This window comes from Galbibacter orientalis DSM 19592, from assembly GCF_000260115.1.
In the GTDB taxonomy this organism is placed as follows: Bacteria; Bacteroidota; Bacteroidia; order Flavobacteriales; family Flavobacteriaceae; genus Galbibacter; species Galbibacter orientalis.
On the sequence record NZ_JH651380.1, the window covers coordinates 45529 to 70124 of the forward strand.

Genomic DNA, 24596 nt, shown 5'->3' on the forward strand with positions numbered 1-24596 from the left:
TTGTTATGAAGAAGGAAGAGATAAATATTTTACTCGTTGACGACCATCATATGATCCTAGAAGGATATAAAAATGTACTTTCTAAAATAAAATCTGAAGATTATGATATTTTTGTCGAAACTGCTGATAATTGTGATACGGCTTGGGAAATTTTAAAGGGAAAGAAATTTGATATCGTTTTTTTGGATATCAACTTTCCTATTGAGGGGAATAATAAAATACTATCAGGTGAAGATTTGGGAATTAAAATAAAAAAAGAACTTCCTGAAGTAAAAATAATAATCCTAACCGTTTTGGCAGATCCGTTTCGGCTTCACAATTTACTACTGAATATTAATCCTGCCGGTTTCCTTATGAAAGGGGAAACCACTTCAGAAGAGCTCAAAAGATGTTTGTCGAAAGTTATTATTGCCCCACCATATTATGGATCAAAAATTTCAAAATTACTCCATTCAGAGATTAGTCTGAATACCTCCTTAATAGATGAAGTAGATAGAATTATGCTTTATCAGCTTTCTTTGGGAACAAAGACTAAAGACCTAACGAAATATGTACATCTTTCTTTAAGGGCAGTCGAAGACAGAAAGCGAAAACTAAAAGAAATTTTTGGAGTTAGCGGGCAGGGAAATAAGGCGCTATTAGAAAAAGCGAGAGAAAGTGGATATATATAAATCAAACAGCTTTTTCATTTTTATTAAACGTGGTTTTACCACATACTAAATGTGGTTTAAATCAGGGTACTATTTCTACCTTCTTATAGTTTTGTATAAATAACTAGCACGCGTGTAGGGGAGAATCTCGAAAATCCTATAAAGAGAGTAGAGTTAATGAAAATTTTATTAAAATGAAGAAGTTAGTATTTTTAGGAATAATGGGTGTATTTTTCTCATCAATGTATGCATCTACTCCAACAGAAGTCAAAAAAGAAGTTCGTCAAGAGGCTGCTTCTTTCCCTGTCTATTGTGATGGAGTATATGCAGGGGAGGCAGATTCCATTCAAGAGGCCTGGGATATGTGTGACTAATTTTAAGTGATAAAAACTTATAGTTAAATGGTGTACAATTTGAAATTTTTCAGATTGTACACTTTTTTTAAATAAAGAATCTTATTTATGAAATATTTTATGTTATCAATTTTTTTGTTTTGCATTTCCCAACAAATGCAAAGTCAAAAAGGTATTGTTTATTATGGGCAAATAAAAAGTCCGGGAATGAAAAGTGCTGCCGGTCCCGATTTAAACGCTTATTTGGTATTTAATAAGGAAAAATCTTATTACGTAACTGCAAAAGATTCTCTGGAAGAAGCAACTTCTCAAAATAAATCAATATATCGAGGAGAAGGGGAGCAAGTGGTGGCTTATAATGGTAATAAAACATTTAGATATGGAGAACAGGTTTTCTTTAACCGAAAAAAAGATAGTTTATGGTGGAGCCAACGTTTTGGGGGTAATATCTATATAGCAGAAAAAAAACCGGTTATAAATTGGAAGTTAAAATCTGAGACCAAGAAAATAGGTGATTTCAAGGCGCATAAAGCCATAGGCGAATTTAGAGGGCGTACTTATACTGCTTGGTATACTTTAGAGGTTCCTTTACCGTATGGCCCCTGGAAATTACAAGGATTGCCAGGATTAATACTAGAAGCTAGTGATGAACGAGACGAAATGTTAATTTATTTTAAAAGCTTAGAATATCCCACGGAAAACGAAGCTCATATTTCTCAAGTACAAAGACCAAAAGGAGAAGACGAGGGATGGCAAACCATTGAAGATTTTGAAAATATGCTGCGTAACAGTATAGAAAGAGCCTATAATAGAATGGTTTTAAGAGCTGAACGAAAAGAATCTGAGAAGCCTAAAAAACCAGTTTTTAGTGATATTTATATAGAGTCTTTTGAATAATGGCAAAAGGGTACCGAACACTTCTTCTGTTTTTTATTTTTTTTTTATTTCTTTTATGGAGTGTAAACTCACAAGTTATTATTGAAGGTAAAGTTACTGATTCGAGTAATAAACCTTTGGAAAATGCCAGTATAGTACTTTCAAATTCTGAGAATGAAATCATAGATTATTTATATACGGACAATACTGGGGAATTTAAATTCAATATCTCTCCAACAAATTTAATTTCTGATAGCTATGACATAGCTGTTAATTTGCTCGGATTCGAAGAACATATTCAAAAAGTAGCTCTTAATACTGATAAAAAGCGATATACTCTTTCTTTTATTCTACAAGATAAAATAGAACACTTAAATGAGGTAGTTCTAAAGCCGGATGAAAAAATCTCAACAAATGGTAATGTTACCACATTAAAAACCGCTCCATTTATAGATCAATCTGAAGAAAATGTTGAAGATGTTCTAAAAAAACTACCTGGGATAGAAGTACTCGAAGATGGAACTATTAAAGCTCACGGTAAATTTATAAAGAAACTTATGATCGATGGAGATGATATGTTTGCTAATGATTATCAGGTCCTTTCTAAAAATTTGGATGCGAAAACCTTAGATGCAGTACAAATTATAGATAATTTTCAGGATAATCCTGTTTTGGCAAGAGTATTGGATTCTGATGATGTTGCATTAAACCTAGAACTAAAGGACGAATTTAAAAACGTCTGGTTTGGAAACGCTTCTTTGGGAGCTGGTTTAGAAGAAAGGATTAGAGGTACTGCCAATATTGGTTTGTTGAGAAAAAAAATAAAATTCTTTTATCTGGGGGATTACAATAATTTAGGAAACAAGGCAGTAGATCAATTAAAAGGCACTCCATCTTCCCTAAATTTAACTTCGGCATATCGTGAAGTAGAGATAGAACCAGAAATAGAATCTGTATTTTCGATCAACAAGAACGAAAGCCAAATATTAAAAGACGATCAAAGTATTTTTAATAAAGCTTTCTTGAATTCGATAGGATTAGTAACAAAAATTGAAAAGGATATTGAAATACGTGCTACCGGCTCATTCGCTCAAGATAATCAAAGACAACTTTTTTATTCACGATCTATTTTTAATGTAGAAGAAAATCCTGTGGAATATATTGAAGATAGTGATACTGACCATAAAAATAGTATTGGTTCAGGAGAATTGGAAATAAAATATACAGGAGGAGAGCGCTCGTACCTTAGAAATTTATTCTCTTATAAAAATCAACCTGAAAAATTTGATAATCAACTTATTTTCAATAATAATAGCGTAAATCAAGATTTAAATAAGAAAGAATACGCATTATACAATCACTTAAACTACAGCTATGCATTAGGGAAAAATACAGTTTTACATAATTATACCTACGTTGGTCAAACCCAACTCTCCCAAGATGCAACAATTAATTCTCTTGGCTTAAACAATTTTTTTGATTTTACCAAAAAGGCAAAAATTTATCAAAATAATAAAGATGAACTAAATGTTTTTGGAATTAACACCAATCTATTTTCAGAATTTGGAAATTTCACTAATCGATTATCCTTAGGGTATGAGATCTTTGAGGAAGATAGGCAAACTAAGTTAAGTTCACCCTCGGAAAATTTTGAAGTAGATAGCCTAAAAAATGATTTAAATTATAAACGTAGAACGTTTAATTTAAAAGAAAGTATCGGTTATAAATTTTCAGAAAAAGCGAAACTTACACTAGGGATTTCAATGGAAAGATTAGACCTTACCACTGATTCTAACGAAAAGGAGAAATGGATTTTTAATCCACAAATAGACTTAGATCTCCGAAAATTAAAAATAGGACGTTTTGTTTTTGGTTATGAAAATACTTATGCTGTTCCAGATTCTCACTTATTGTTTCAGAATTATCAATTAAATACTTATAATTCTTTGGTGCGTGGTACTAATACTATATATTTAGTGGAAAAAGATGTATACAAATTCTATTATAAATGGGCTAACGAGTTAGAGTCCCAAGCACTTACCTTTAGAATAAAATACGACGATTTTAAGGGTAATTATTCGACTACAAATCAAATAGGAGAGAATCTTAGGTTCTTCTCTTATCAAGTTATTGAAGGTTCTAACCGTATATCTGCTAATTTAGATTTTACCTCTTTCTTTGATGATTTAAACCTATCTACAAATCTAAGAACATCTCAAAACTGGGGGATACAACCTATTCAGGCCAATTCACAGGATTTTAATGACTTAAAAACCTATTCGTCGAATTATTTGATTTCCGGTACAACCTATTTTAAAATTCCCTTAAATTTTAGATTTCGATTCAACTTAAATTTAAGCGAATCAGATTATAACAATGTAATATCAAAAACTCAATGGAGCAATTACTCTTTAGCTTTGAATTATAAACTGTCTGAAAAATGGAATTTGAACATCAAGAATGATTATTATAAGATGCCAAATAGTTCCTATTATTTTTTAAACAGTACTTTAAAATTCCAGCCAGATTCTAATTTTTCGTATAAATTATTTTTCAATAATTTGGGAAATGAAAAGAATTTTAGCACGGTAGTAATTGACGAATTCACCACGTATGAATCAAATATCAGATTACTTCCTCGTTATATTTTTTTCAGTGTAAAATATAGGTTTTAATAGCCGCTTATTCTTTATTAATTGATAAGGATATAGCTTTTGCCTCCCAACGGTTATTCGTTCTAAACCTGTTTTAAATCAGAGTCCTTATTGGGGTAATAAAATAAATTCCCTAGAGATTAATTCTTCCAGGGAATTTATATTAATCATATTTCTTTTGACGAATTGTTTATTTTCCTTTTTCCACTTTATTCTTAAAGTTCTTTTTTCTAACAAAAATCTCTTCGAGGGAATAAGCTTTTTCATTTAAATTGAATTTATCTTTTTCAAACATTGAATCAAACTCAGATTTTTGGGTATAAGAAACCGAAGTAACTGAAACATTTTGAAAAAAACTGTTTGCCTCTAACACTAAGCCCGGTAAACCATAAAAAATATAGGGGCCAGCATCTATTGCAATTTCAGTCGTGAACCAAACGTATAATCCGGGCATATTTTCTAAAATTGCTTTAGTGCAACTATATCCTTCAATGTCTTTCTTTTCAGACGTTATCGTCCATTTAAGGTCTTTTGAATTTCCTGTAAATGAAAATTCAGATTCCATAAAAACCTCTTTGCCTTTTAAAGATCCATCAGCGTCTTTTTTAATGAACTCAGTATACCCGGATACACTTACCCCAGGGATTTTATGGATAGAATCTAAAACATATAATGATTCTTTACTCTTTTTGTCATAATATAAAGTATTATAGTTTTTATACTCTGACATTAGTTGCATTACTTTATTATATTCGTCAGGATCTTGAATCTGCTTTTTAAGCATATTCACTAAAAATTCGGATACACTATTCGTAGTATATTTTACCTGTAGAATTTCATTGCTCTCCTGAGCTTTCATCACTAAACTTATAGTGAATGTCAATAAAAATAGATAGATTTTTGTTGTTTTCATTTTGATCATTTTTTAAAAGTTATACTTAAGTCCTAATATTAAATAGTTGAGAGAGGCATTATTAATCAGTGTAGTGACAACGCCTTCATTAGAATAAATTTCAAAATTGTAAGCTTCATTCTGGAATATGTTAAGTAGTTCAAATAGATGTCTAGATTCCAAACTAAACGTCAACTTCTGCCAGGTATAAGAAAGATCAAGATTTATATTCTTTCTTTGAAATTTTTGATTATCTACCAGGTTATCGTCGTAAATGAAACTTAGCTTTCCATCCCATTTATTATTCTTAAGAAGTAGCGATGCAGTAGATCTGCTATATCTCGAATAATAATTATTATTGCCTACTCTGTTATTAGAGTATTTTAGGCTAGATGAAAGCCGTACATTCAAGAGAAAATCATTTAGACTTTCTATTTCAAATTTTGGTGAAATAGCGTTTTGTTTACTTAGTACTTCTTGTCCATCCGCTATTAAAGCTGGAAATTTTTCTTTTAGATAACTTAAACCAACACTAGTATTTAGAGGAAAATTGATAGGGAATAAGGTCTTAGCATATTTACCATTAATATTAAATTTTTTAGAGTAATCAGTTTTATAAGCCCTAAGAATTGAAATACCATTCTCCTGATTAATAAATTGAAGTTCAATAGGGTTTTTTATATCACTATAATTCGTTGAAATTGAATACGATTCAGCGTCAAATATGTTGTTATAATAGTAACCTAAATGATAATTATTTTTAATACGAAGATTTTCAAGTAAGCCTATATCACCCTGAACGATCCGATTAAAGGGTTGGAGGGTTATTAGACCATAATAAAGATCATTGAATTCAAAACTTCTTTTTATACTTGCAGCGATTCTCCATACATCTCTTTCATATTCGGAAACCATATTTAATGGGATTAAAAACTCCTCAATTGATTTTGAGTTGTTTAATTCAAACTGATTTAGTCTGATTCCGGTTGATAGAGAATAGTTTATTTTACCGAATACATTTCTTCCTGCTATTTTTGTAATAATATCCGTAGTATGAACATTCCGTAATATTGATGGTAAATCATCATTGTCGAGTTGGCTTTTTTGACCATTATATTCAATTATTATGGAAGGGGTAAATTGGTCACTATGATTGTATGATAAAGAGGATTGGATATTATAGTTGTATTTTGAAAAATCAAAATATTGTGTTTGATATAAATTAGCGTTAAGGAAGATGTCATCATCTAGCTTATTTTTTTCCACAAATAGACTTCCTTCTGAATTCCATATGATCTTATCTGATAATTTACTGGTTACTGCAAGCTGAGCAAATCCTGAAAAAATTTTCGAATTGTAAGTTGAAAAGAGGTTATTTTCTTCGGTAGTTTGATTATTGTTATATAGAATATTTCTTTCTGTATTTTTATCGTCAGCGTTAATGAAATTGAGATTACCTTGTATAGTAAATACGGTATTTTTGGATTTTTTATATTGACTTTTAAAATAGCCCAAGTAGGAATTTGATTTTGCCTGTAAAGCACTATTTCCTTCCAATAGAGGTGTATCATCTAAAGATGAAAGTTGTTGTGTTGTGCTGTTTATCCTATTAGGAGATATATAGTAGAGGAGCAAGCTTGACTTGAATTTGGATGAATTTTTTTTAAGGGTGAGGTTGATACTATTGTATTCATCTTTCCTAAGATTTTCGTTAGTAGAAAATAAGGCTTGCAATGATCTTTGTGAATAGATTGAAAAATTTTGCTTTTCGTTGAATACGGCTCCTAATTCCCTATAGTTCACCACTGTCTTGCCTATGTTATTGAAATTTGCTGTAGAAAAAGCATTGAGCGATTCAGAAAATAGAAAACCAGAACCCTTGAATTCATATTTATCTTTATGCCCATATTTCGTCTGTAAATCCCCTGTAATAACATTTTTAAATTCTTCTTTAGTTTCGATATTCAAAACGGTTTCTTCTTGTAAATCGAAATCAACAGAAAATTCATCTTGGTAATTATTAATTATACTTAAGCCCTCAATAAGTCTATTTTCAATATTTTCTAAGGCTAGACTATTTTGATTTTCAAAAGTCTCTTTTTTGTTTACCAGAATTTTATTGATATTATTTCCTTTATATATTAAAACACCATCTTCTCCTACCTGTAAATTTGGTAGTTTCTCTAGTATTTCCTTTAGCTTATCATTATCCTGAAGATTCAATTTTTGTAGATCAAAATTTACAGTATCCTTTTCTTCTTTTTTAACTAGTAATACAACTTCATCTAAATGATTTTTTTCTTCGGTTAAGGTGATATCCAAAGAGATAATAGCTTTATCAGTATTAATTGAAAGAAGCTTAACTATTTTCTTTTTATAGCCTAGGTAAGAAACTTCTAAATAGTTATCAACTTGAATCTTTGAGCTGATAGAATATTTTCCATCTTGATCAGTAATAGAGTAATCAAGAATATTTTTATTTCCATCATATAGAACTATAGAAGCTCCGTTTATAATCTGATTGTTTTCGTTTTTTACAGTCCCTTCAATTTGATTGGATTGAGCAAATATTGTGGTAGAAGCCATAAGGAAGGTTACTGATAAACTCAGTTTAAAGCATTTTATAAAATAGTACATTGTATTACTATGTATATGAGCAAAAAATATCATACGATTACTATATTATTTGATTCTACTTTCTCCTAGCAGTAATTCGCATTAAAAAAGTTACGATGATGTATAAAAGTATTGTTAGCAAAAGAAAAAATGGAATAAACCAATTTCCCAGGACTTCTTTTGCGTTTATCGATTCCATTAATTGAGGCTTCATTTTTCCTAATAAATAAAATCCTCCGTCCTTAAAATATAAGCCAACCTCTTTTGGATTGCTGATTTTGGCACCAATGACGAATAAGAAGCCAATGAGCACTAAATAAAGAAACGCAAAGAAAATATACTTAACCCCATTAGTAATATTTAAGACCAATGCTTTAAAAACGTGAATAGGATTGAAAGTCCTTGTAGCCTCTTCTAATTTTTTTTCAGCGATCATTGGTTTTAAAACATCTTGGGGATCCCCCAATTTATTCAACACCTCCATTAAATTTTCAGTCTCATTAACTCCAGTATGCTCATATCTTTGAATTCCTTCAAAAATATGGCTATTAAACTCCATCAATATATTTTTACGATCTTTAGCAGAAGAGTGCTTTAAATTTTTCTTGAGACGATTTAAATAATCCCTGTAAATCAAAGTTGAACTTTTATTTTTAAACGTGATCTCTTTCATTTAGATATCGTATTGATTGATTTTTCCAACATCTTCCAAAAGTCTTTCATTTCAAGTAAAGTATTTTGCCCTGTCGTTGTAAGCGAGTAATACTTTCTAGGAATTCCTGATTCTTGCTCTACCCATTTTGAAGTGACCAGCTTTTCTTTTTTAAGTCTGTTCATTAATGGGTATAATGTCCCCTCTGCAATAATAATAGAAGTCTTATCCTTTACATTTTCAATTAATTCATATCCATAAAGCTCTCCTTTCTTATCAAGGATATTAAGAACGATAAATGTAAGCGTCCCTTTCTTAACTTGAGATTGCCAACGAAGAACAAAACTTTTATTCATTTTACAAATGTAAAACAATATACATAGTAATACAATGCTTAGGTGGCATTTTTAAGAAGAACGTGGTTTTACCACGCACTAAACGTGGTCTTTTGCAAGATGATTATGGATTAATATTAATAGTTTTAGTTAAGTTCTTGGCCAAGAATTTGAGTATCGCGGAGAAAATATCCGCTAATTATTAATCTTTAAAATTTTAATTATGAAAAAATTAGTTTACCTATCAGCGTTTGCATTGTTATTTAGTACAGCTGGATTCTCAAGTATTGAAGCCGAAAATCCAGAAGTTGATGTAACAGTTCTACAAAAAAAGACAGTTACCTTAGATTGTGGTAATGGTACATCGGCATCGGGAACCGCCGACACTTTCCAGAAAGCAGCAGAAATAGCTGGTGCTGGTTGTGATGCAGCTACCAGCTAAATCCATCAGTTTAATAGCGATAAGAGGGCATTCTCTTAAGATGCCCTTTTATTTTAAAAATGCCTTACTATTTTTATAAAATCAAATCCAAAAGCTAATGAATATTAGATTTGTACTCACGTTACTTGTATTTTGCTTGAATTTTTCCTTGTTTTCGCAAAACAATGAAGGTTATATAAAATATACTGCCTATTCAGGGAAGTCTTCTGTAGCTTCACCACCTAATGAGAATGGCTATCCTTATGAGTATATTATCCAAGAAGGAACCCTCTATTTTAATCCAAAAAGTTCTGTTTATCAACAATTACAAAATAAATACGTTACCCGTGTACAAACCGATTCTGATGGTAATTACGAAAAGACAGAAGTCCCAAGAGATAACTGGGATCCCATTGGATGGGTTTATCTTAAAGATAAATCAAATAACTATATTTTAAGCAGGGTTACTTATTTTAATAGATCAAGTTACGTTAATGTAAAAGAAGATTTAGAAAAGATTTCTTGGAATATAACCAATGAGAAAAAAAATATTGGTGATTATAATTGCACAAAAGCAACTGCTACATACAAGGGTAGGAATTGGGTTGTATGGTTTACCCCTAAAATTCCTTTTCAGGTAGGCCCTTGGAAACTTTATGGCTTGCCAGGAGCAATATTAGAAGCTTATAGCGAAAACCTCGATTTTATGTTCAAATTAAAAGAACTTAAAATTCCAGCAGAAATTCCATCAGAGAAATTTGAATTTCCTGTGGAAGAGGAGAATATGCTAAGCTTAGAGGAATATTTAAAAACCAATCAGCAAAAAAAGGATAAATACTTAAAATATATGGAAACCGTTGCTAGGGAAAATGATGGTAGCGTAAATATTAAATTTTATCCAGAAATAGAAAAGTAGCACGAAAGTAAATGATCATCAAGCAAAATCTACTTTTTTGTTTATTACTTTTTTGTGCTTTCCCAATAGGGTGTTGGTCGCAAGAATTTCCAGTAAACGGTAGCGTTATTTCAGCAAAGTCAAATGATCCTATTCCTTATGCAAATATTCTTGCAATTGACGTAAAGAATGATTCTCTTATTTCTGCATTTGCACAAACCAACGAATTAGGTGAATTTGAATTAATCCTTAAGAATCGGGGATTGATTTTAGAAATCAACCAGTTGGGGTTTAAAAAGCGGTTTATTAGTGCTGATTCCGTTCAATCGGGAATAATTGTGAAATTATATGATAAAGCCCTAGAGCTTCAGGAAGTTGTTATTAAAAATACTCCCCCTATTAGAATAAAAAAAGATACTACCGCGTATGCTATTGAAAGTTTTGCAGAAGGAAACGAAAGAAATCTTGAAGATGTCTTAAAAAAACTACCGGGCATTACAGTATCTGATAAAGGGACTATTTCATTCAATGGTAAAGGAATAAAAAAAATAATGGTGGAAGGGGACGATTTTTTTTCTGAAAATTACCAATTACTTTCTAAAAATATTACCCCTGAACTTATTAAAAGTGTAGAAGCCATTGAACATCATAACGATGAAAAATTATTACGTGGTATTGAAAAATCCGATGATGTTGTTCTTAACCTTAACTTTAAAAAGAATTTTCGGGCATCATTGTTTGGGAACATAGAAGCTGGGGCAGGAGTGAAGGAACGCTATACGACAAACGCGACTCTTTTTTCTTTTATAAATGGTTTAAAAATAGGATCGATAACTAATCTAAACAATATTGGTAATGATGTAATTAATGATACAGATTTTCAGTCTAATATAGGTTTGTTGGATAATCAATCCACTTCAACTAATAGTTCACGGGATATAAGCCTTCCCATTACCAATGGAGAGATTTATATTCCAAACATAGATAAGCGGCGTTATTTACAAAATGAAGCTAAACTTCAGGCTTTACAATTAAATACATCCGTTTCAGATAAATTAAAGTTGAATATGTATGGCTACTATTTTGCCGACAGAAATTCAATGCCCTTTTTATCGGAAAGAACATTTTTAAATGAAGAGCAACAGCTGACTATTACCGAGGATGGTAAAGTATTAAAAAGAAAGCGGGAGAAAATGGCTAGGATAAAGCTCGATTATGATCTGGACAGCCTTTCTGCGATTTCCTTTACCGGTATTCTTTTTAGGGATTCTCCGTCGGGAAGTCTAAATCAAACGATAAGGACTAATACGATGGCTTCTGACTCTGTTTTATCCAAGGATAACCAAACAAGCGATTTAAGTTATTTAAACCTATCACACATTCAACGGTTTTCTTCTTCTTATGCACTCCAAACAAATTTAAATTATACGTCTAATAATAATGCACAGCATCTTTTATTATCCTCGCCCAGATATGAAAGAATGGAAAATTTTAATTCAGATGAATTATTTCAAAGATTCGATCTTTCTCAAAAGAATACCTCTTTAGCTATAAAATTACTGGGTGCTAAAAAAGTACATCGATTTGAAGTATCTGGTATTTATAGAAATCTAAATTCAAATTTAAATTCAAGTTTGAATGATTATGATAGTGAAAATTTCAATAACGATATTAGCTACCGCCAAAACTTACTAGCACTGCATTTACAGGATAATTTTTCACTGGCCGAAAAATTTGATATTAAATTAAGTGTTCCTGTGATTTATGAAAGCTTGTTATTGAATTCTGATATTTCAAAAAATACCTTTTTCGTCAATCCATCGGTATCCACATCATTTAAAATCAAAAAAGCCAATCACATAAGAGTAGGTGCCACCCTTACGCATACAAACCCATCACCTACTGATTTGTACCAAAATCCTATTTTCTCTGATTATCGCTCGGTAGTGAATAAAACGAATTTACTCAACACCATAAAAAGTTTTCAATACAACTTAAGGTACTCCTATTTTACATCATCTAATTATTTAAGAGCAGTTCTATATGTATCCTATAGAAACCAAAAGTCACCTTATATTGTTGATTTGAATGTGGATGAATTACTTAATTATATAAATTATCTTCCTTCTCCCTTATCGAACAATTTTTTCAATTCAAATGCCGAGGTTAATAAATTTTTCTATCCCTTAAGAAGCCGAATAGGTATAAAAGGATCTTTATCATCTACACAGATAAATAGATTTCAAGATAATAATGTAATAGCGGTAAATCCGGTGATAAATCACGGCGCAGGATTATTTATTTATACAGCTTTCTCTGGAATTGTGAATTTAAAATGTGAAGCTAATTTTAGAACTACCACCTTAAAAGATAAATTAACCAACACTGCTTTTGAGACCACCGTGTACAATAACAAATTCAATTTATTATTGGATTCTTTAGAAACGCTTTCCTCAGAAATAATTTATGAGCAGGTTTTCTGGCCTAACTTAAATTCTCATTTTATAGATTTTAAGATCAATTATGAACCCGAAGAGAGTAATTTTTCTTTTCAGCTTACCGGAAGAAACCTATTGGATACTAAACAACTTTCTTTTGATACATTTTCGAGTACTCAGATAGATAGAAATATCTACGGAATCGTTCCCCGAATGGTTTACTTAGGAGTGAGTTATAATCTTGGAAAATCTCCTAAAGGCTAAGCTTAGAGAATCTAAAATAACTTAAATAAACTACCTTTTCCTAATACCGACCTTCAATTATAAACGTGGTTTCTCCACGCAACAAACGTGCTTTTTACCCTCTTATTTTTAAGATAGTTCATTTAACTTTAATCAAATTTTATAGGTCATTTAATATATGGCTTACAACGATGGCTTGAATTTGGAAGAGGTGGAATGTAGCTTCGGAAAATGTAAATGAAAGAAGGGAGATGATTAGCCATAAAAATTAGAAACGATAACTTTCTTACAATCGTAATACCTTCAGGGGTACATTTTCCTAATAACAAGCATTTCGCTCTTTTAATTTTAGCCCAATGAAAATTAAGAGTTATGGGAATAAGGAGATTTATTATAAAAATTTTACAAGTAATACTTGGAATTATATTTCTCTATGCTGGATTAAAAAAGGTATGGGAAGGTGACTTATTTTACCATACTTTACTGAGTACACCTTATTTGGAAAGTCAGGTTTTTGCAGAGTGGGGGAGTATTGGTATTCCAGTAGTTGAAATCCTTACGGGGTTATTTTTACTGCTATTTACACGAAGAATGATAGGTGTGTTATTCAGCTTTGGACTTATGCTACTTTATACCGCTTATTTAGTTATTCTACTTTTTTTTGGAGATGGTATTCCCTGTACCTGTAGAACGGTCTTACCATTTTTAGGATGGTATGGTCACCTATATTTTACCTTAAGCTGTTTGGTGCTAACACTACTCTTACTAAGATTACGAAAGATTTAAAAATACTGATAAACCGTTTTGTTGCGCGACAAAACCAGGAGAAAGCTGAACACCTGTAAAAAATAGTAGGCATTTTTATTCATCTTAAATTTTTAAATTATGAAAAGTAAATTTTTAATTCCGTTGTTAGCGGTAATTTTTACTACCGCGATGTCCTTTACTACAGCAAGAACAGCTGTAGATCCAGATAATGATTATATTTTTAGAAATGGAAACTGGCATATGATACCTGAAGTATCTTGCGTTTCTGGAGCAAGTGATTGTCAGGTTACCGTAAATCCCGATGGCTTGGATTATACAGTGTATGATTCTCAAAGTTTTGGAGATGCTAAACCGGGTACCGGTGAATCTGAAGGAGAAGTTGAATTGTAATCAATCATTTCATCCTGAAAATAGCCTCGGGGATTCTATCCCGAGGCTTTATTTTAATCAAAAAATCATTCTTATTACTTCACAACTGAGTTTTTAGAAGGGACCAAAAATTCATATTGATTTTTAGGCTTAAAAACTTCTTTGGCAAGTGCCACGATGTCTTTTAAAGTTGTTTCAGAGATTACCCTATCAATATCTGTTTTAGATATCCAAGGGATCTGATACCTATAATATTCGAATAGTCGTTGTTCCTGTCTATATAGGCTTGAAGAATTATTGCTACTAACATTGGCTTTGGCATTTTCAAAGTGATCACTACTAATCTTCCCTGTTTGTATGTCTTTTATAATTTTATGGATATCATCTTGAATAGCGGTACTTTCAAATGGTTCACATTCTATTCGCAAAGAGGTCATAAAACGGGATAAACTAATGTTGTACTCTGTAGTGGCGTGTGGGGAATATATGCCATATCCTTTTTTATACCTAAGATCTAGAAATAACATCTGATCCAAAATCTTGCCCAATATTCCCAGTTGTAACTTCTTTTTCCACGTAAAAACTTCAGGCTTGCGACTTAGAAAATACATTTGGTAATTATCACTTTGCATTAGATAACCTAAGTTCAGTTTTTTGTAAAGAGGGCCACCATTTAATAAGGAAGGTACATCATTGGTGCTCTTTTCTAATATTCCCTCCTTATTAGTCGGAAGGTTTCCTAGATATTTCTGTATATCGGGCAATAACATCTCTATAGAATAATTTCCGTATAGGATAAAAGTAAAAGCTTCGGCATTGCCAAAGATATTTTGATAGGAAGTATAGGTTTTATTCAAATCTATGTTAGATAATCCTTGGTGTTGAAAAGTTCCCATATTTATAAAACTACTATCCTTTAAAATGGCTTTAATTTCATTTATCATATCCACATTACCTAATCCATAAGGAGGATTACTGTATTCTTTTCGTTTCCTTTCTTTCCAGTCTTTAAATGCCAACTTATTTTTTCTCGGTTGGGTGGTATAAAGGTAAATCATCTGTAAAAGATCATTAAAAGAATGAAGTTTAGCATACCCCGTAAAGCCTGACTCACTATAGTTAATGTAGGAGTGAAGATTAATTGGATCTTCCGATTGAGAAAGATATCGATTTACCTGAAACTTATCAAAACTGCCCACTCCTGAATTCTCAATAATAAACGGAGCGTTGATGACCGAGTGATAATCTTCCTTTGGAAAATTGGCAGCTCCGTAAGGTACAAATCCGTGTAGGGTAATAGTAGGGTTTTTTATAGGAGCAATACTACTGTCCTGTAAAAAGATAATTTTCACACCATTTTCCAGCGTTAACTCTTTTGTTCCCATTTTAGTAGAAGAATACATCAACTTTTTATTGGAGATATTTTTATCAAGATGACTACCATCCATCAAATGTTCAGGGATTTTTGGGGGGTTATAGGGATCAATCTCGCTTATCCAGGATTGTTTAATCCACGAGCGTACTTCTTTTTCTTTAAGCTTAAATGCCTTTTGATTTTTATGAGCAATAATTCCAATATCTTCCGGCATTTCCCGAATCAATTCTTGCAAGTAGCTATTGAATTCTGATCGCGATAAATGCTGCCACCATTCATTGAGCTTCTCTATTTTATCATTAGGTAAAGCTTCTCCATAAACATCAAACTTTATAATTTCTTCCACCCAATGCCTATTATGATTAGCTTTCTGTGTTTTCCTATCGTTTTTCACCGTTGCCCATTCTTTTTCCGTAATTCCATATTTTTTTAATTGATGTACCAATTCAAAAAAACGTTCCAAGGCTAATTTTTCATAGCCTGGTGTTACGGATATTTGACTCGTTAGAAAAAACGGATTTTCTTTATACTTCATCCAAAAATTAAACTTAGGGCAATAGATGGATTGCTGTTCTTTAAATCGCTTATTGAGGATAGCGCTTATGGTTTCGAAAAGTATTCTCCTCTTCAGTCCTTTTACATTCTGGATTTCTTTATACATCAGGGAATCCCGGTAATCAAGATGAATTTCGACTTCCTGAGATAATTCTTCTTCCGGTTTACTGGACGGTCTTTCCACTTTATAAAATTTTGGTTCCTGTTCGTAATAAAGGACATCACAATTTAATTTACGAATTGGTGTTGAAGGTTTAGGGAGGTCTGAAAAGAGCTGATGGATTTCTTTTTTTATAATTTCTAAATTCGGGATATCTCCAATCACGCTTACCGCTGCTAAATCTGGACGGTACCATTTTTTATAAAATTGCCTAACTACTTGTGGTGGAAAATTGGCGTTATCTTCCAAAAAAAATTCTTGTGATTTTTTACAGGAATTACGTTTTGCATCGATTTGGCTCTTTACGATACGATTGCTAAGGTCATTCCCGGCACGATGTAAAAATTCCTGCCGTAATGTTGTTCGTTCTATGTTAATATCTTCCGTAGTTAACAATAAACCATTTAGAATATCTTTAAACCAAAGTAGGCCATTATGCAAAGCTCGTTGACTCTCACTAGGGATACTTATGGTATAACGTGTATAATGGTAAGCGGTCCCAGCCGTAGCGTCGTTTTTCTCAATGCCTAAGGCCGCTAATTTTTGAGTATTCTTAATACCCTCAGGAAAATGAACACTAGACCTGAAAGCCAAATGTTCAACCGCGTGTGAAATATCCTGTTGGTCAGAAGCTTCTTCATTAAATCCGGCACGTAGCCATAGGTTTAAGGAAATATTAGTTGTTCCTTTAATGGGTTTTAGGTAATAGTTTAAACCATTATTCAATTGATTGCTGTAAACCGCAGACGTAAGCGTAGAATCTTCTTTATTTAAATTTTCCGGCTCCTGTGCATTAAGGTTGTTTGCCCCTGCCAGTAAGATATAAACTAGTAAGTAATATAAATAGTTCATCATTTGTGAGTTTTAATATCCTGGATTTTGCCCCAGATTAGGGTTTTTGATGCGTTCTTGTTCGGGAATGGGAAATCGTACATCGGTAGATTCCCAATTAGCATTATTAGCCCCCAGTATGGTAGAAGCTTTGTTGAAGCGGATAAGATCAAACCAACGATGTCCCCATTCCGTAAAAAGTTCACGCTGTCGCTCTTCCATTAAAAGATCGATAAGCTCTTCTTCTGTAATATTGGAGTTGCTATTTATTAAATCGATACCGGCTCTTGAGCGGATGTGGTTGATATCTGCAATCGCCCCGGAAATGTTTTGACTTTTAACGTGGGCTTCTGCACGGATAAAATATTGTTCAGCCAATCGTAGTACCATCGAATATTCCGTGATGTTATTTGAACTATTGGGATCTTTATATTTAAAAGGATAGTAAGCTTCCCGTTCCTCATCATATCCTATCCAGTGAATATAGCGGAGGTCATTTGTTGTAAAGTTTTCAGGAACATTATCGGTAAGAGTAAATACCGGAAAACTGGAAATAAACAGGTAGCCTTCATTGGTGTTTGATGTTGCAGAACCTCGTCCGGCAGGGGATAGTTGCCAAATTGCTTCTGTACTATTTTTAAGAAATACTGCATCTAAATCTGAAAGTAGGGAGTAAATTCCCGATTGGTTAATCACCTGGGTACTGTAATACTCAGCTTGTTCCCAATTTTCTAAATAGATGTGTACTCTTGCCAGGAATGCCATTGCTACATATTTATTCACATAAATGCGCTCGCCATCCCGGTATTCTTCCGGTAAAACTTCAGCAGCCAACTGTAAATCAAGTAATACCTGATCATAAATATCAGCTGCCGGCTCACGTATTAATGTGGCATTTTCACGATAATCGGTAGTTAACGCCAAAGGAACTTCCCCATATAGGTTCACCAAATAGAAATATGTAAAAGCACGAATAAACCTTGCTTCCCCTTCAATTCTCTCTTGAAGGCTTGCTGTGATTTGGGTTGAACTTTCCATTCCTTCCAGTAAAGCATTTACTTGGTAAATAATTTTATAGGCACTGTTCCAAAGGCTTAGGTTGGGAGGATTATTGGGAAGGATTTCATTTTCTTCAAATTCTAAATATTCCAAATCGCTTTGATCATACGCTGTAATTTGGTGAGCACTTAATCCCGCTAATGCAGTTACACTGCTAGCCCCGCCGTTGCTGAAATTACCAATTCTAAAGAGTTCGTTATAAATTCCCTGCAAGGCGCTTTCTGCCATTTCATCATTATTAAAAACCTGTTGGTTAACCAGTTTATGAGCAGGAGGATCGACTTCTACAAAGTCTTCACAGGCATAGAGCAGAATGCAAAGACTAAAAATCATTGGACGAGCAAAAATTTTATTGAGGTTCATAATGTTAATTTTAAAAGTTAAGTTGAATACCAAGGCTGTATGTTCTTAGATTGGAAAAACTGGCACCCGTGCCGTTGGTTACTTCAGGATCCATTCCTTGGTAATCGGTAAAAGTGAAGAGGTTTTGGCCGGTAAGAAATAGTTTGGCACCGCGCATTCCTATTTTTTGTAATGGAGCGCTGGGAAGATTATAGTTTAGAGCAAGTGTCTTTAAACGTAAAAAAGAAGCATCGGTATAGCCCAAAGACGAAGCACTGGCATAATTATAAGCTCTTCTGGATTCAGAGGAATTAGAAATGCTTTGATAAGTACTATTATCGGTTAAGGCTTCTGCCACTACCGCACGCGAGTTCCCCAAAGATCCTGTATTAAATAAGGTTAACCTGCCTTCTTGTTTAACGAATTGCCATAAGAACTGAAGGGAGAAATTTTTATAGGTAAATTGGTTTTGTATTCCCCCATAATATTGACGGTTTTGGTTTTGTACCACTACCTGATCTTCATAGTCAAATCGACCATCGCCGTTTATATCGGCAACCTCATAGAAACCAGTTTCGGGATTAATACCTTCATATTGATAGAGTAGGGCAATATTGAGAGGTTCTCCAATACGATACGTATTGGCGTAGGGCGATTCTTCCAGACTGGGATAACTGACCAATTCATTTTCGGGGAAAGTTAGATTAACTGAAGTTCGCCAGCTGAAATCTTTTTTCTGAAAATTAAGGCTGGTAAATTCCAGTTCCCATCCGCGGTTTTCTACCGTGGCCGGAAGGTTGGCCTGTACGCTGTTAAAACCGGTTACCCCTGGCAAGGGCAAACCCACCAGTTGATTGGAAGAACGGTTGCGGTACCAACTGATATTTAAATTTAATCTTTCATTTAAAAAACCTAATTGAAGCGCGGCTTCCAATTTCTTATTAATTTCCCACGAATAATCAGGATTGGCCAGGGCTACAGGATAGAGCCCTCCCGCTCCCGGAGTAGCTTCATAAGCATCCAGGTAACCATAATCCCCAATTTGATCGTTTCCTGTACTTCCATAACTGGCCCTGAGTTTCCCAAAGGATAGAAAATCAAGATGATCCATAAAGCCTTCTTCAGTAAATATCCAGGCTGCACCTATTGCTCCAAAATTGGCAAAGCGTTTTCCCGGCCCAAAGCGCGAAGAACCATCTCTTCTGCCGGTAAGGTTAAGCAGGTATTTATGATCCCAGTTAAGACCTATACGCGCAAATAGGGCATTGTATTTATAAGTAGTAGACTGTCTTCTACCATTGCTCAGACTTTCTGCGGCTGCAATATTACCAATTAAGGATTCTGATACGTAACCTGTTGCGGTAAACTCAGTAATGCGGCTTTGGTTTTCCTGAAAGGTGCTACCAATAAGGCTTTCTATTTGAAGCTTATCTAGTTGTGTGGTGTATTCCAGTTGCGGTTCTACAATCCAAGAATTACGTTTTTGTAAAAGATGGATAGATTGTGCTTCCAAAAATTCCGAGTACAGCGGATTGTAGGATCTTTTAGGAATTTTAAATATTTCTTCACTGTTGTAATTGGTGTATCCTAAATTGGTTTTTAAGCGAAACCCCTTCAATAATTCATAAGATAGGGATAGGTTGCTAATTAAATTGGAAGCCTCAATCTTACTGGTATTAAAGTAGCCGTTGAAGGGATTATCTATTCCTGTTTCTATCCATTCTTCCCAGTGAAGGCTTCCGTCTTCGTTAAAAATAGCCGGAGCATTAGGTGCTAAATTGAAGATGCTGGAAACAAGGCTTCGGTTACCAACAATTTTATTGTTATCCAAACCGTAATTAATCGCAGTTTGTAACTTGAATTTTTGATCTTTTGAATGATGATTCAAACTAAGCCCTCCGGTAGCTTTCTGGTAGTTAGCATCTCCCGGATATACGGTTCCCTGTTCTCGAAACCCTCCATTTAAGCGATAGCGCGTAGTTTGGTTTCCTCCGGTGACGGTAAGGTTAAGATTGGTAATCGCCGCATTACCTCCTAAAATTTCTTCCTGCCAATCGGTATCCCGGTCCTGATCCCATACCAAAAGATCGTAAGCGTTATTCTGGGTAGGTTCAGTACCATCATTTTCAAAAGCCCGTCTCCTAATTTGAAGGTATTGCTCGGTATGTAATAAATCTATTCGGTTAGGTACTTCAGAAAATCCAGAATAAACCTGTACCTGAACTTCTGTCTTTTCAGATTGTCCCTGTTTGGTAGTTATAAGGATAACGCCATTAGCACCTCTAGAACCGTAGATCGCCGTGGCATCGGCATCTTTTAAGACTTCTATACTTTCTATACTAGAAACATTTAAGGTGCTTAAGGGGTCTATGCCTGTAAAGCTGAGGTTACTATTGCTCTCTAGGGGCGAAGAATTGAGGGGCATTCCGTCAATAATATACAAGGGGTAATTCCCTTCTGCCCTTAAACTGTTCTGTCCGCGAATACGAATAGTAGGGGCGGAACCCGGCAGATCATTACCCGGACTGATTTCTACTCCTGCCATACGTCCTTGCAAAGTTTGCAACGGGCTTACCAAAGGTTGTAGTTCGATCTCTTCGGCGGTAACTTTGGCAATATTCCCGGTACGTTCCCGCTCGGTAGTGGTATAATAACCGGCATTGATCACGACTTCAGAGAGCGCATCGGTGTTTTGTTGTAATTGAATATCAGGATTAAAATCCTTGGTCACCACCAGTATTTTGGTGGTGTAACCGATAAAAGAGTAGGAGAGGGTATCGCCTATAGCGGCGTTAATGCTATATTTTCCTTCTAAATTGGTCATCGCTCCCTGGCGGCTGCCTTTAATAATAATATTTACACCGGGCAAGGGGAGACCTTGTTGATCGTTTACCGTACCAGTGATGAGCTGCTGAAATCTATTTTCTTTTGTTTCGGTACGGGCTTGTACCTGTATAAGCCCTAAAAAACAGGACAATAGGAATAGGGGCACTGCCCAAGGGCAGCACGTATAATTATTTTTCATAATTTTGCTGTGGTTTGTTTACGTTAATAGATAATCAAGCCATAGCCTTCCCCAACGGACTCCAATCGCGCGGGGAAGGTTTTTGACTTTTTAGCCTTAGGCTAACTCAAATGTGTGTGGTTTTGTTTATCTAATCTTATAGAGTTTATTTTTAAGGTTAATACTTTAGTTTACGTTTTCGTCATTCCTTGCTTGACAAGGAATCTCATCCCGATTGACGCTTTTAATTCTAAATTCACTTTTTTCAATGATGAACATTCGATTTACTTTTATCCTCTTTTCTTTTTACCATTGCCGTAAAAAGAAACAAAAAGGTCTAGGCTTACGAAAAAAACATCAGAAAATACTACGGAACGCACCTCCACGGATGAAAAGAACTCGCTACGCTCAAACAGCTTTTCATCCTTACCCCACGCTGCTTCCTTGATTTTCAATATTTTTTTAGATAGGCCGTTTTTATTTCCAGAAAACTTGTCATTCCGGGCTCCGACCCGGAATCTCATCCTGCTTGGTGCTTTTCAGCATTCTCTTCGCATTCCCCACTATGGCTTCGATTCATTTTTCTGTTGAAAAATCACTCAGCCGCCGTTTAAGTTGAGGTCTCTGAGTGATTTCGGAGAAATCGTATCGAAGTGTCCGGTTTTATAGCAGTTAGCTTTTCTAACTTCAAAAAGCCCAGCGTTCTATTTCCTAGCCTCTAGCGTTCTAACTTCTAATTTCGTACTTCTAACTTCCTTTCCCCACTATGGCTTCGATTCATTTTTCTTTTGAAAAACTACTCAGTCGCCGTTATCATTGTAGGTCACTGAGTGATTTCGTAGAAATTGTATCGAAGTGTCCGGTATTATGATGTTGTAACTTGTTCGTCATTCCGGGCTTGACCCGCAATCTTACCCTGCTAGGTGCTTTTCAGCTTTCTTTTTTAATTCACCACTATGGCTTCGATTCATATTTCTTTTGAAAAATCACTCAGCCGCCGTGATAGTTGAGGTCACTGAGTGATTTCGTAGAAATCGTAACGAAGTGACCGGTTTTATAGCAGTAAGCTTTTCTCACTTCTAACAGTACAGCGGTCTAGCATCTATTTTTTAATTTCTAACGTTTCTTCATTAGTATTTAATTTTAAAAGTTTCTATACTGCATTTTAATCGCACCCAATAGAATTCCCCCTTTTGGGGTTAGGGGAAATTCCCACCCATAACCACAGCAAAACGTTGGTTTGGCCGTAGCTTCCCGGACTAGCCGAATGGCATATCCAAATAAATTTTTTAAATAAAGCTTTTGAGTTATACACTTAATATCTGTTTTATTTGTGACTGATAAAGCGGTTTTTTCGTCACCATTTTTTCCATTGTTTTGTGAAATATAGTTTGCTTTGCCTGTGACCGGTTCAACCTGAAACAGAACTCATCAAAGTACTTTTGGATATGCCAATTGCTAACATGCGTGGGGATCGCCCGGAGCCAGGATTTTACTTGCATGATTATAATATGCAATTCTTTGAAGTTCTTGCCTTTTGAACTTAGTTTTTGTTCGATATTATATGTTTTTTTCAAGGGCTCGTAACCGCGCCATTTATCGGTTACCACTTTAGCACCGGCACCAATGTGCTCTTCAAAAATAGGCGTCAATGATTTCGAGGAATAATCTTCAATAGACTTGACATAAGCCCTTTTAATTTGGTGTTTGTTGTTGAGCTCCACTGCTATGACCGCCTTTTTCTTCTTGGAATCATAGCTACGGCCTTGTTTCCCTTCTTCCTTTCCTCCAACGGTGAATTCATCAACGTGCACAATTTCTGACAGTGGGTATTGCCGGCTGCTTTCCATAGAGGTCCTTACCTTCTGCATAAAATACCAAGCTGTTCCCTGGCGGATATCAAAACGTTTTCCCATTTGGATACTCGATATGCTTTTACTACTAGTGGACATTTCGAAAACAATACAAAAGGCCTTTTGTAGACCAAATTTCACCTTATGGAACAAAGTATTGGCAGTTGCGCTTTCCACATGTTGGCAATTATAGCATTGATACTTGTAACCTGCTTTTTCACATCCCTTAGTATGGCCACACTTCCCACAAGTAAAACCATCTTGCCACTTCATCTTGGCCAAATAAGCCTTACAAGCATCATCATCAGGTAATTCTTTTATAAAGTTTAGTATGTTTTGACCTTTGAATACTTCCATAATCCCAATTTTATTGACAATAATATACAGAACTTAAATGACTAACTCAATAAAGCTTATCACGGTTTGAGAACTGTGATCAATTGCGATTCTAGTTTTAAATAGGAAGCTTGCTAAGAATTTAAGGAAAGAGTATCAACTTATTTTATGAATAAAAATAGGCGTGGAACTCAACTTATCGTATAGGAGGCACTGGTATACCCTGCAAACCAATAAGAGAGCCCACGCCATTTAAGCGTGAGCCTTCTACTTATCATCTTGTTTGCATTGAAAATTACCAGTTTTCCTATACAAGATTCAAAGCGAAAAGCTTCAATTTTTTTATTTGAAGATTCGCAAAATTAATAAATCGAAGCTAATATAATAAATTTTTTATTCAATACAAATTTGTATCGAATAGTTTGATTTTTTTTCTCAATGTTTACTCTATGAGAAAGTATAATGAAAACGAACTTCAATTACTTAATATTCAAATAGGCTGTATTCTAAGATATTCAAGATTGATCAAAGGTTTATCCCAACTTGATCTTGCTTTATTATTGGGAACTAATCCCACTATGATTGGAAGGGTAGAAAGATTTGAAAATGTTAGTAGTTGGGATAAAATTCTTTCTATCAGCCAACAATTGGAAGTTGATTTTTGTAGTTTATTTAAACTTCAGTCAAAACAGGAATTATTATCTATCGTAGAGGAATCTTTTAAATTAGAAGACAAACTTACCCAAGAGAAAAAAGAATATTATTCTTCTCTAAAAGAAACTATTGTGAACAAATATAAATGATTAATTCCCGTATTTTATGGGAAACCGTAAAGCGCGTTGGAGGTTTTGGGTAGGTTTATAAAATAGATATAACACAACTTGTGGGGTTATGCTTACGTTACCTGCAAGCTGAAAAA

The 24596-nt window shown here is 34.0% G+C and carries 19 protein-coding genes; 10 read left to right on the top strand and 9 right to left on the bottom strand.

Annotated elements, in window-relative coordinates; translation table 11 throughout:
* Positions 1-5 precede the first annotated feature (5 nt).
* The 4 genes from JOOMADRAFT_RS17450 (at position 6) to JOOMADRAFT_RS17460 (ending at position 4554) form a co-directional block, all read left to right on the top strand.
* Complete coding sequence (locus tag JOOMADRAFT_RS17450) at positions 6-671, top strand: response regulator (RefSeq protein ID WP_008615747.1); 666 nt, start codon at positions 6-8, stop codon at positions 669-671.
* Positions 672-844: 173 nt separating this feature from the next.
* Positions 845-1024 (top strand): hypothetical protein, encoded by a 180-nt coding sequence (locus JOOMADRAFT_RS20235; protein WP_008615748.1) that lies wholly within the window; start codon positions 845-847, stop codon positions 1022-1024.
* A 99-nt stretch (positions 1025-1123) separates the two neighbouring features.
* Entirely contained in the window at positions 1124-1900 is a 777-nt protein-coding gene (locus JOOMADRAFT_RS17455) for a GLPGLI family protein (protein WP_228482309.1), read from the top strand.
* On the top strand, positions 1900-4554 hold the full coding sequence (locus JOOMADRAFT_RS17460) for a TonB-dependent receptor (protein ID WP_008615761.1): 2655 nt from the start codon (positions 1900-1902) through the stop codon (positions 4552-4554). Before JOOMADRAFT_RS17455 ends, JOOMADRAFT_RS17460 begins: the two co-directional genes overlap by 1 nt.
* Positions 4555-4723: 169 nt before the next feature.
* On the opposite strand, the gene JOOMADRAFT_RS17465 is transcribed toward JOOMADRAFT_RS17460, so the two are convergent.
* The 4 genes from JOOMADRAFT_RS17465 to JOOMADRAFT_RS17480 form a co-directional block, all read right to left on the bottom strand.
* Positions 4724-5446, bottom strand: coding sequence for a GLPGLI family protein (locus JOOMADRAFT_RS17465; RefSeq protein WP_008615763.1), 723 nt, complete (start codon positions 5444-5446; stop codon positions 4724-4726).
* A gap of 12 nt (positions 5447-5458) precedes the next feature.
* Entirely contained in the window at positions 5459-8011 is a 2553-nt protein-coding gene (locus JOOMADRAFT_RS17470; RefSeq protein ID WP_040880261.1) for a carboxypeptidase-like regulatory domain-containing protein, read from the bottom strand.
* A gap of 106 nt (positions 8012-8117) precedes the next feature.
* Positions 8118-8714, bottom strand: coding sequence for an HAAS signaling domain-containing protein (locus JOOMADRAFT_RS17475; RefSeq protein WP_008615768.1), 597 nt, complete (start codon positions 8712-8714; stop codon positions 8118-8120).
* Positions 8711-9049: a PadR family transcriptional regulator gene (locus tag JOOMADRAFT_RS17480; protein ID WP_008615769.1), complete on the bottom strand. Its 339-nt coding sequence runs from the start codon at positions 9047-9049 to the stop codon at positions 8711-8713. The genes JOOMADRAFT_RS17475 and JOOMADRAFT_RS17480 overlap by 4 nt, the downstream gene beginning before the upstream one ends.
* Positions 9050-9251: 202 nt before the next feature.
* Between JOOMADRAFT_RS17480 and JOOMADRAFT_RS17485 the strand changes: the two genes are divergently transcribed.
* The 5 genes from JOOMADRAFT_RS17485 (at position 9252) to JOOMADRAFT_RS17505 (ending at position 14183) form a co-directional block, all read left to right on the top strand.
* Positions 9252-9470, top strand: coding sequence for a hypothetical protein (locus tag JOOMADRAFT_RS17485; protein ID WP_008615770.1), 219 nt, complete (start codon positions 9252-9254; stop codon positions 9468-9470).
* 97 nt (positions 9471-9567) lie between these two features.
* A complete protein-coding gene (locus JOOMADRAFT_RS17490) occupies positions 9568-10365 on the top strand; it encodes a GLPGLI family protein (RefSeq protein ID WP_008615771.1) in 798 nt (265 codons plus the stop codon).
* Between the two features lie 11 nt (positions 10366-10376).
* Entirely contained in the window at positions 10377-13046 is a 2670-nt protein-coding gene (locus JOOMADRAFT_RS17495; RefSeq protein WP_008615772.1) for a TonB-dependent receptor, read from the top strand.
* 351 nt (positions 13047-13397) lie between these two features.
* Positions 13398-13811 carry a MauE/DoxX family redox-associated membrane protein gene (locus JOOMADRAFT_RS17500; RefSeq protein ID WP_008615773.1) on the top strand — a complete coding sequence of 138 codons (414 nt, stop codon included), beginning with the start codon at positions 13398-13400 and terminating at the stop codon, positions 13809-13811.
* Positions 13812-13910: 99 nt separating this feature from the next.
* Positions 13911-14183, top strand: coding sequence for a DUF6520 family protein (locus JOOMADRAFT_RS17505; RefSeq protein WP_008615774.1), 273 nt, complete (start codon positions 13911-13913; stop codon positions 14181-14183).
* A 74-nt stretch (positions 14184-14257) separates the two neighbouring features.
* Here the strand turns inward: JOOMADRAFT_RS17505 and JOOMADRAFT_RS17510 are convergent, their stop codons facing one another.
* From JOOMADRAFT_RS17510 to JOOMADRAFT_RS17530, 5 genes are all read right to left on the bottom strand, one after another.
* Positions 14258-17107 carry a M16 family metallopeptidase gene (locus tag JOOMADRAFT_RS17510; RefSeq protein WP_083833527.1) on the bottom strand — a complete coding sequence of 950 codons (2850 nt, stop codon included), beginning with the start codon at positions 17105-17107 and terminating at the stop codon, positions 14258-14260.
* 9 nt (positions 17108-17116) lie between these two features.
* On the bottom strand, positions 17117-18505 hold the full coding sequence (locus JOOMADRAFT_RS17515; protein ID WP_008615777.1) for a RagB/SusD family nutrient uptake outer membrane protein: 1389 nt from the start codon (positions 18503-18505) through the stop codon (positions 17117-17119).
* 10 nt (positions 18506-18515) lie between these two features.
* On the bottom strand, positions 18516-21509 hold the full coding sequence (locus JOOMADRAFT_RS17520; RefSeq protein ID WP_008615779.1) for a SusC/RagA family TonB-linked outer membrane protein: 2994 nt from the start codon (positions 21507-21509) through the stop codon (positions 18516-18518).
* 269 nt (positions 21510-21778) lie between these two features.
* Positions 21779-21943, bottom strand: a complete 165-nt coding sequence (locus JOOMADRAFT_RS17525; RefSeq protein WP_157136792.1) for a hypothetical protein — start codon at positions 21941-21943, stop codon at positions 21779-21781.
* 852 nt (positions 21944-22795) lie between these two features.
* Positions 22796-23698, bottom strand: a complete 903-nt coding sequence (locus JOOMADRAFT_RS17530; RefSeq protein ID WP_008615782.1) for an IS1595-like element ISJma1 family transposase — start codon at positions 23696-23698, stop codon at positions 22796-22798.
* A 428-nt stretch (positions 23699-24126) separates the two neighbouring features.
* On the opposite strand from JOOMADRAFT_RS17530, the gene JOOMADRAFT_RS17535 reads away from it, so the two are divergent.
* Positions 24127-24480 (top strand): hypothetical protein, encoded by a 354-nt coding sequence (locus JOOMADRAFT_RS17535; protein WP_008615784.1) that lies wholly within the window; start codon positions 24127-24129, stop codon positions 24478-24480.
* The last annotated feature ends 116 nt before the right edge of the window (positions 24481-24596 follow it).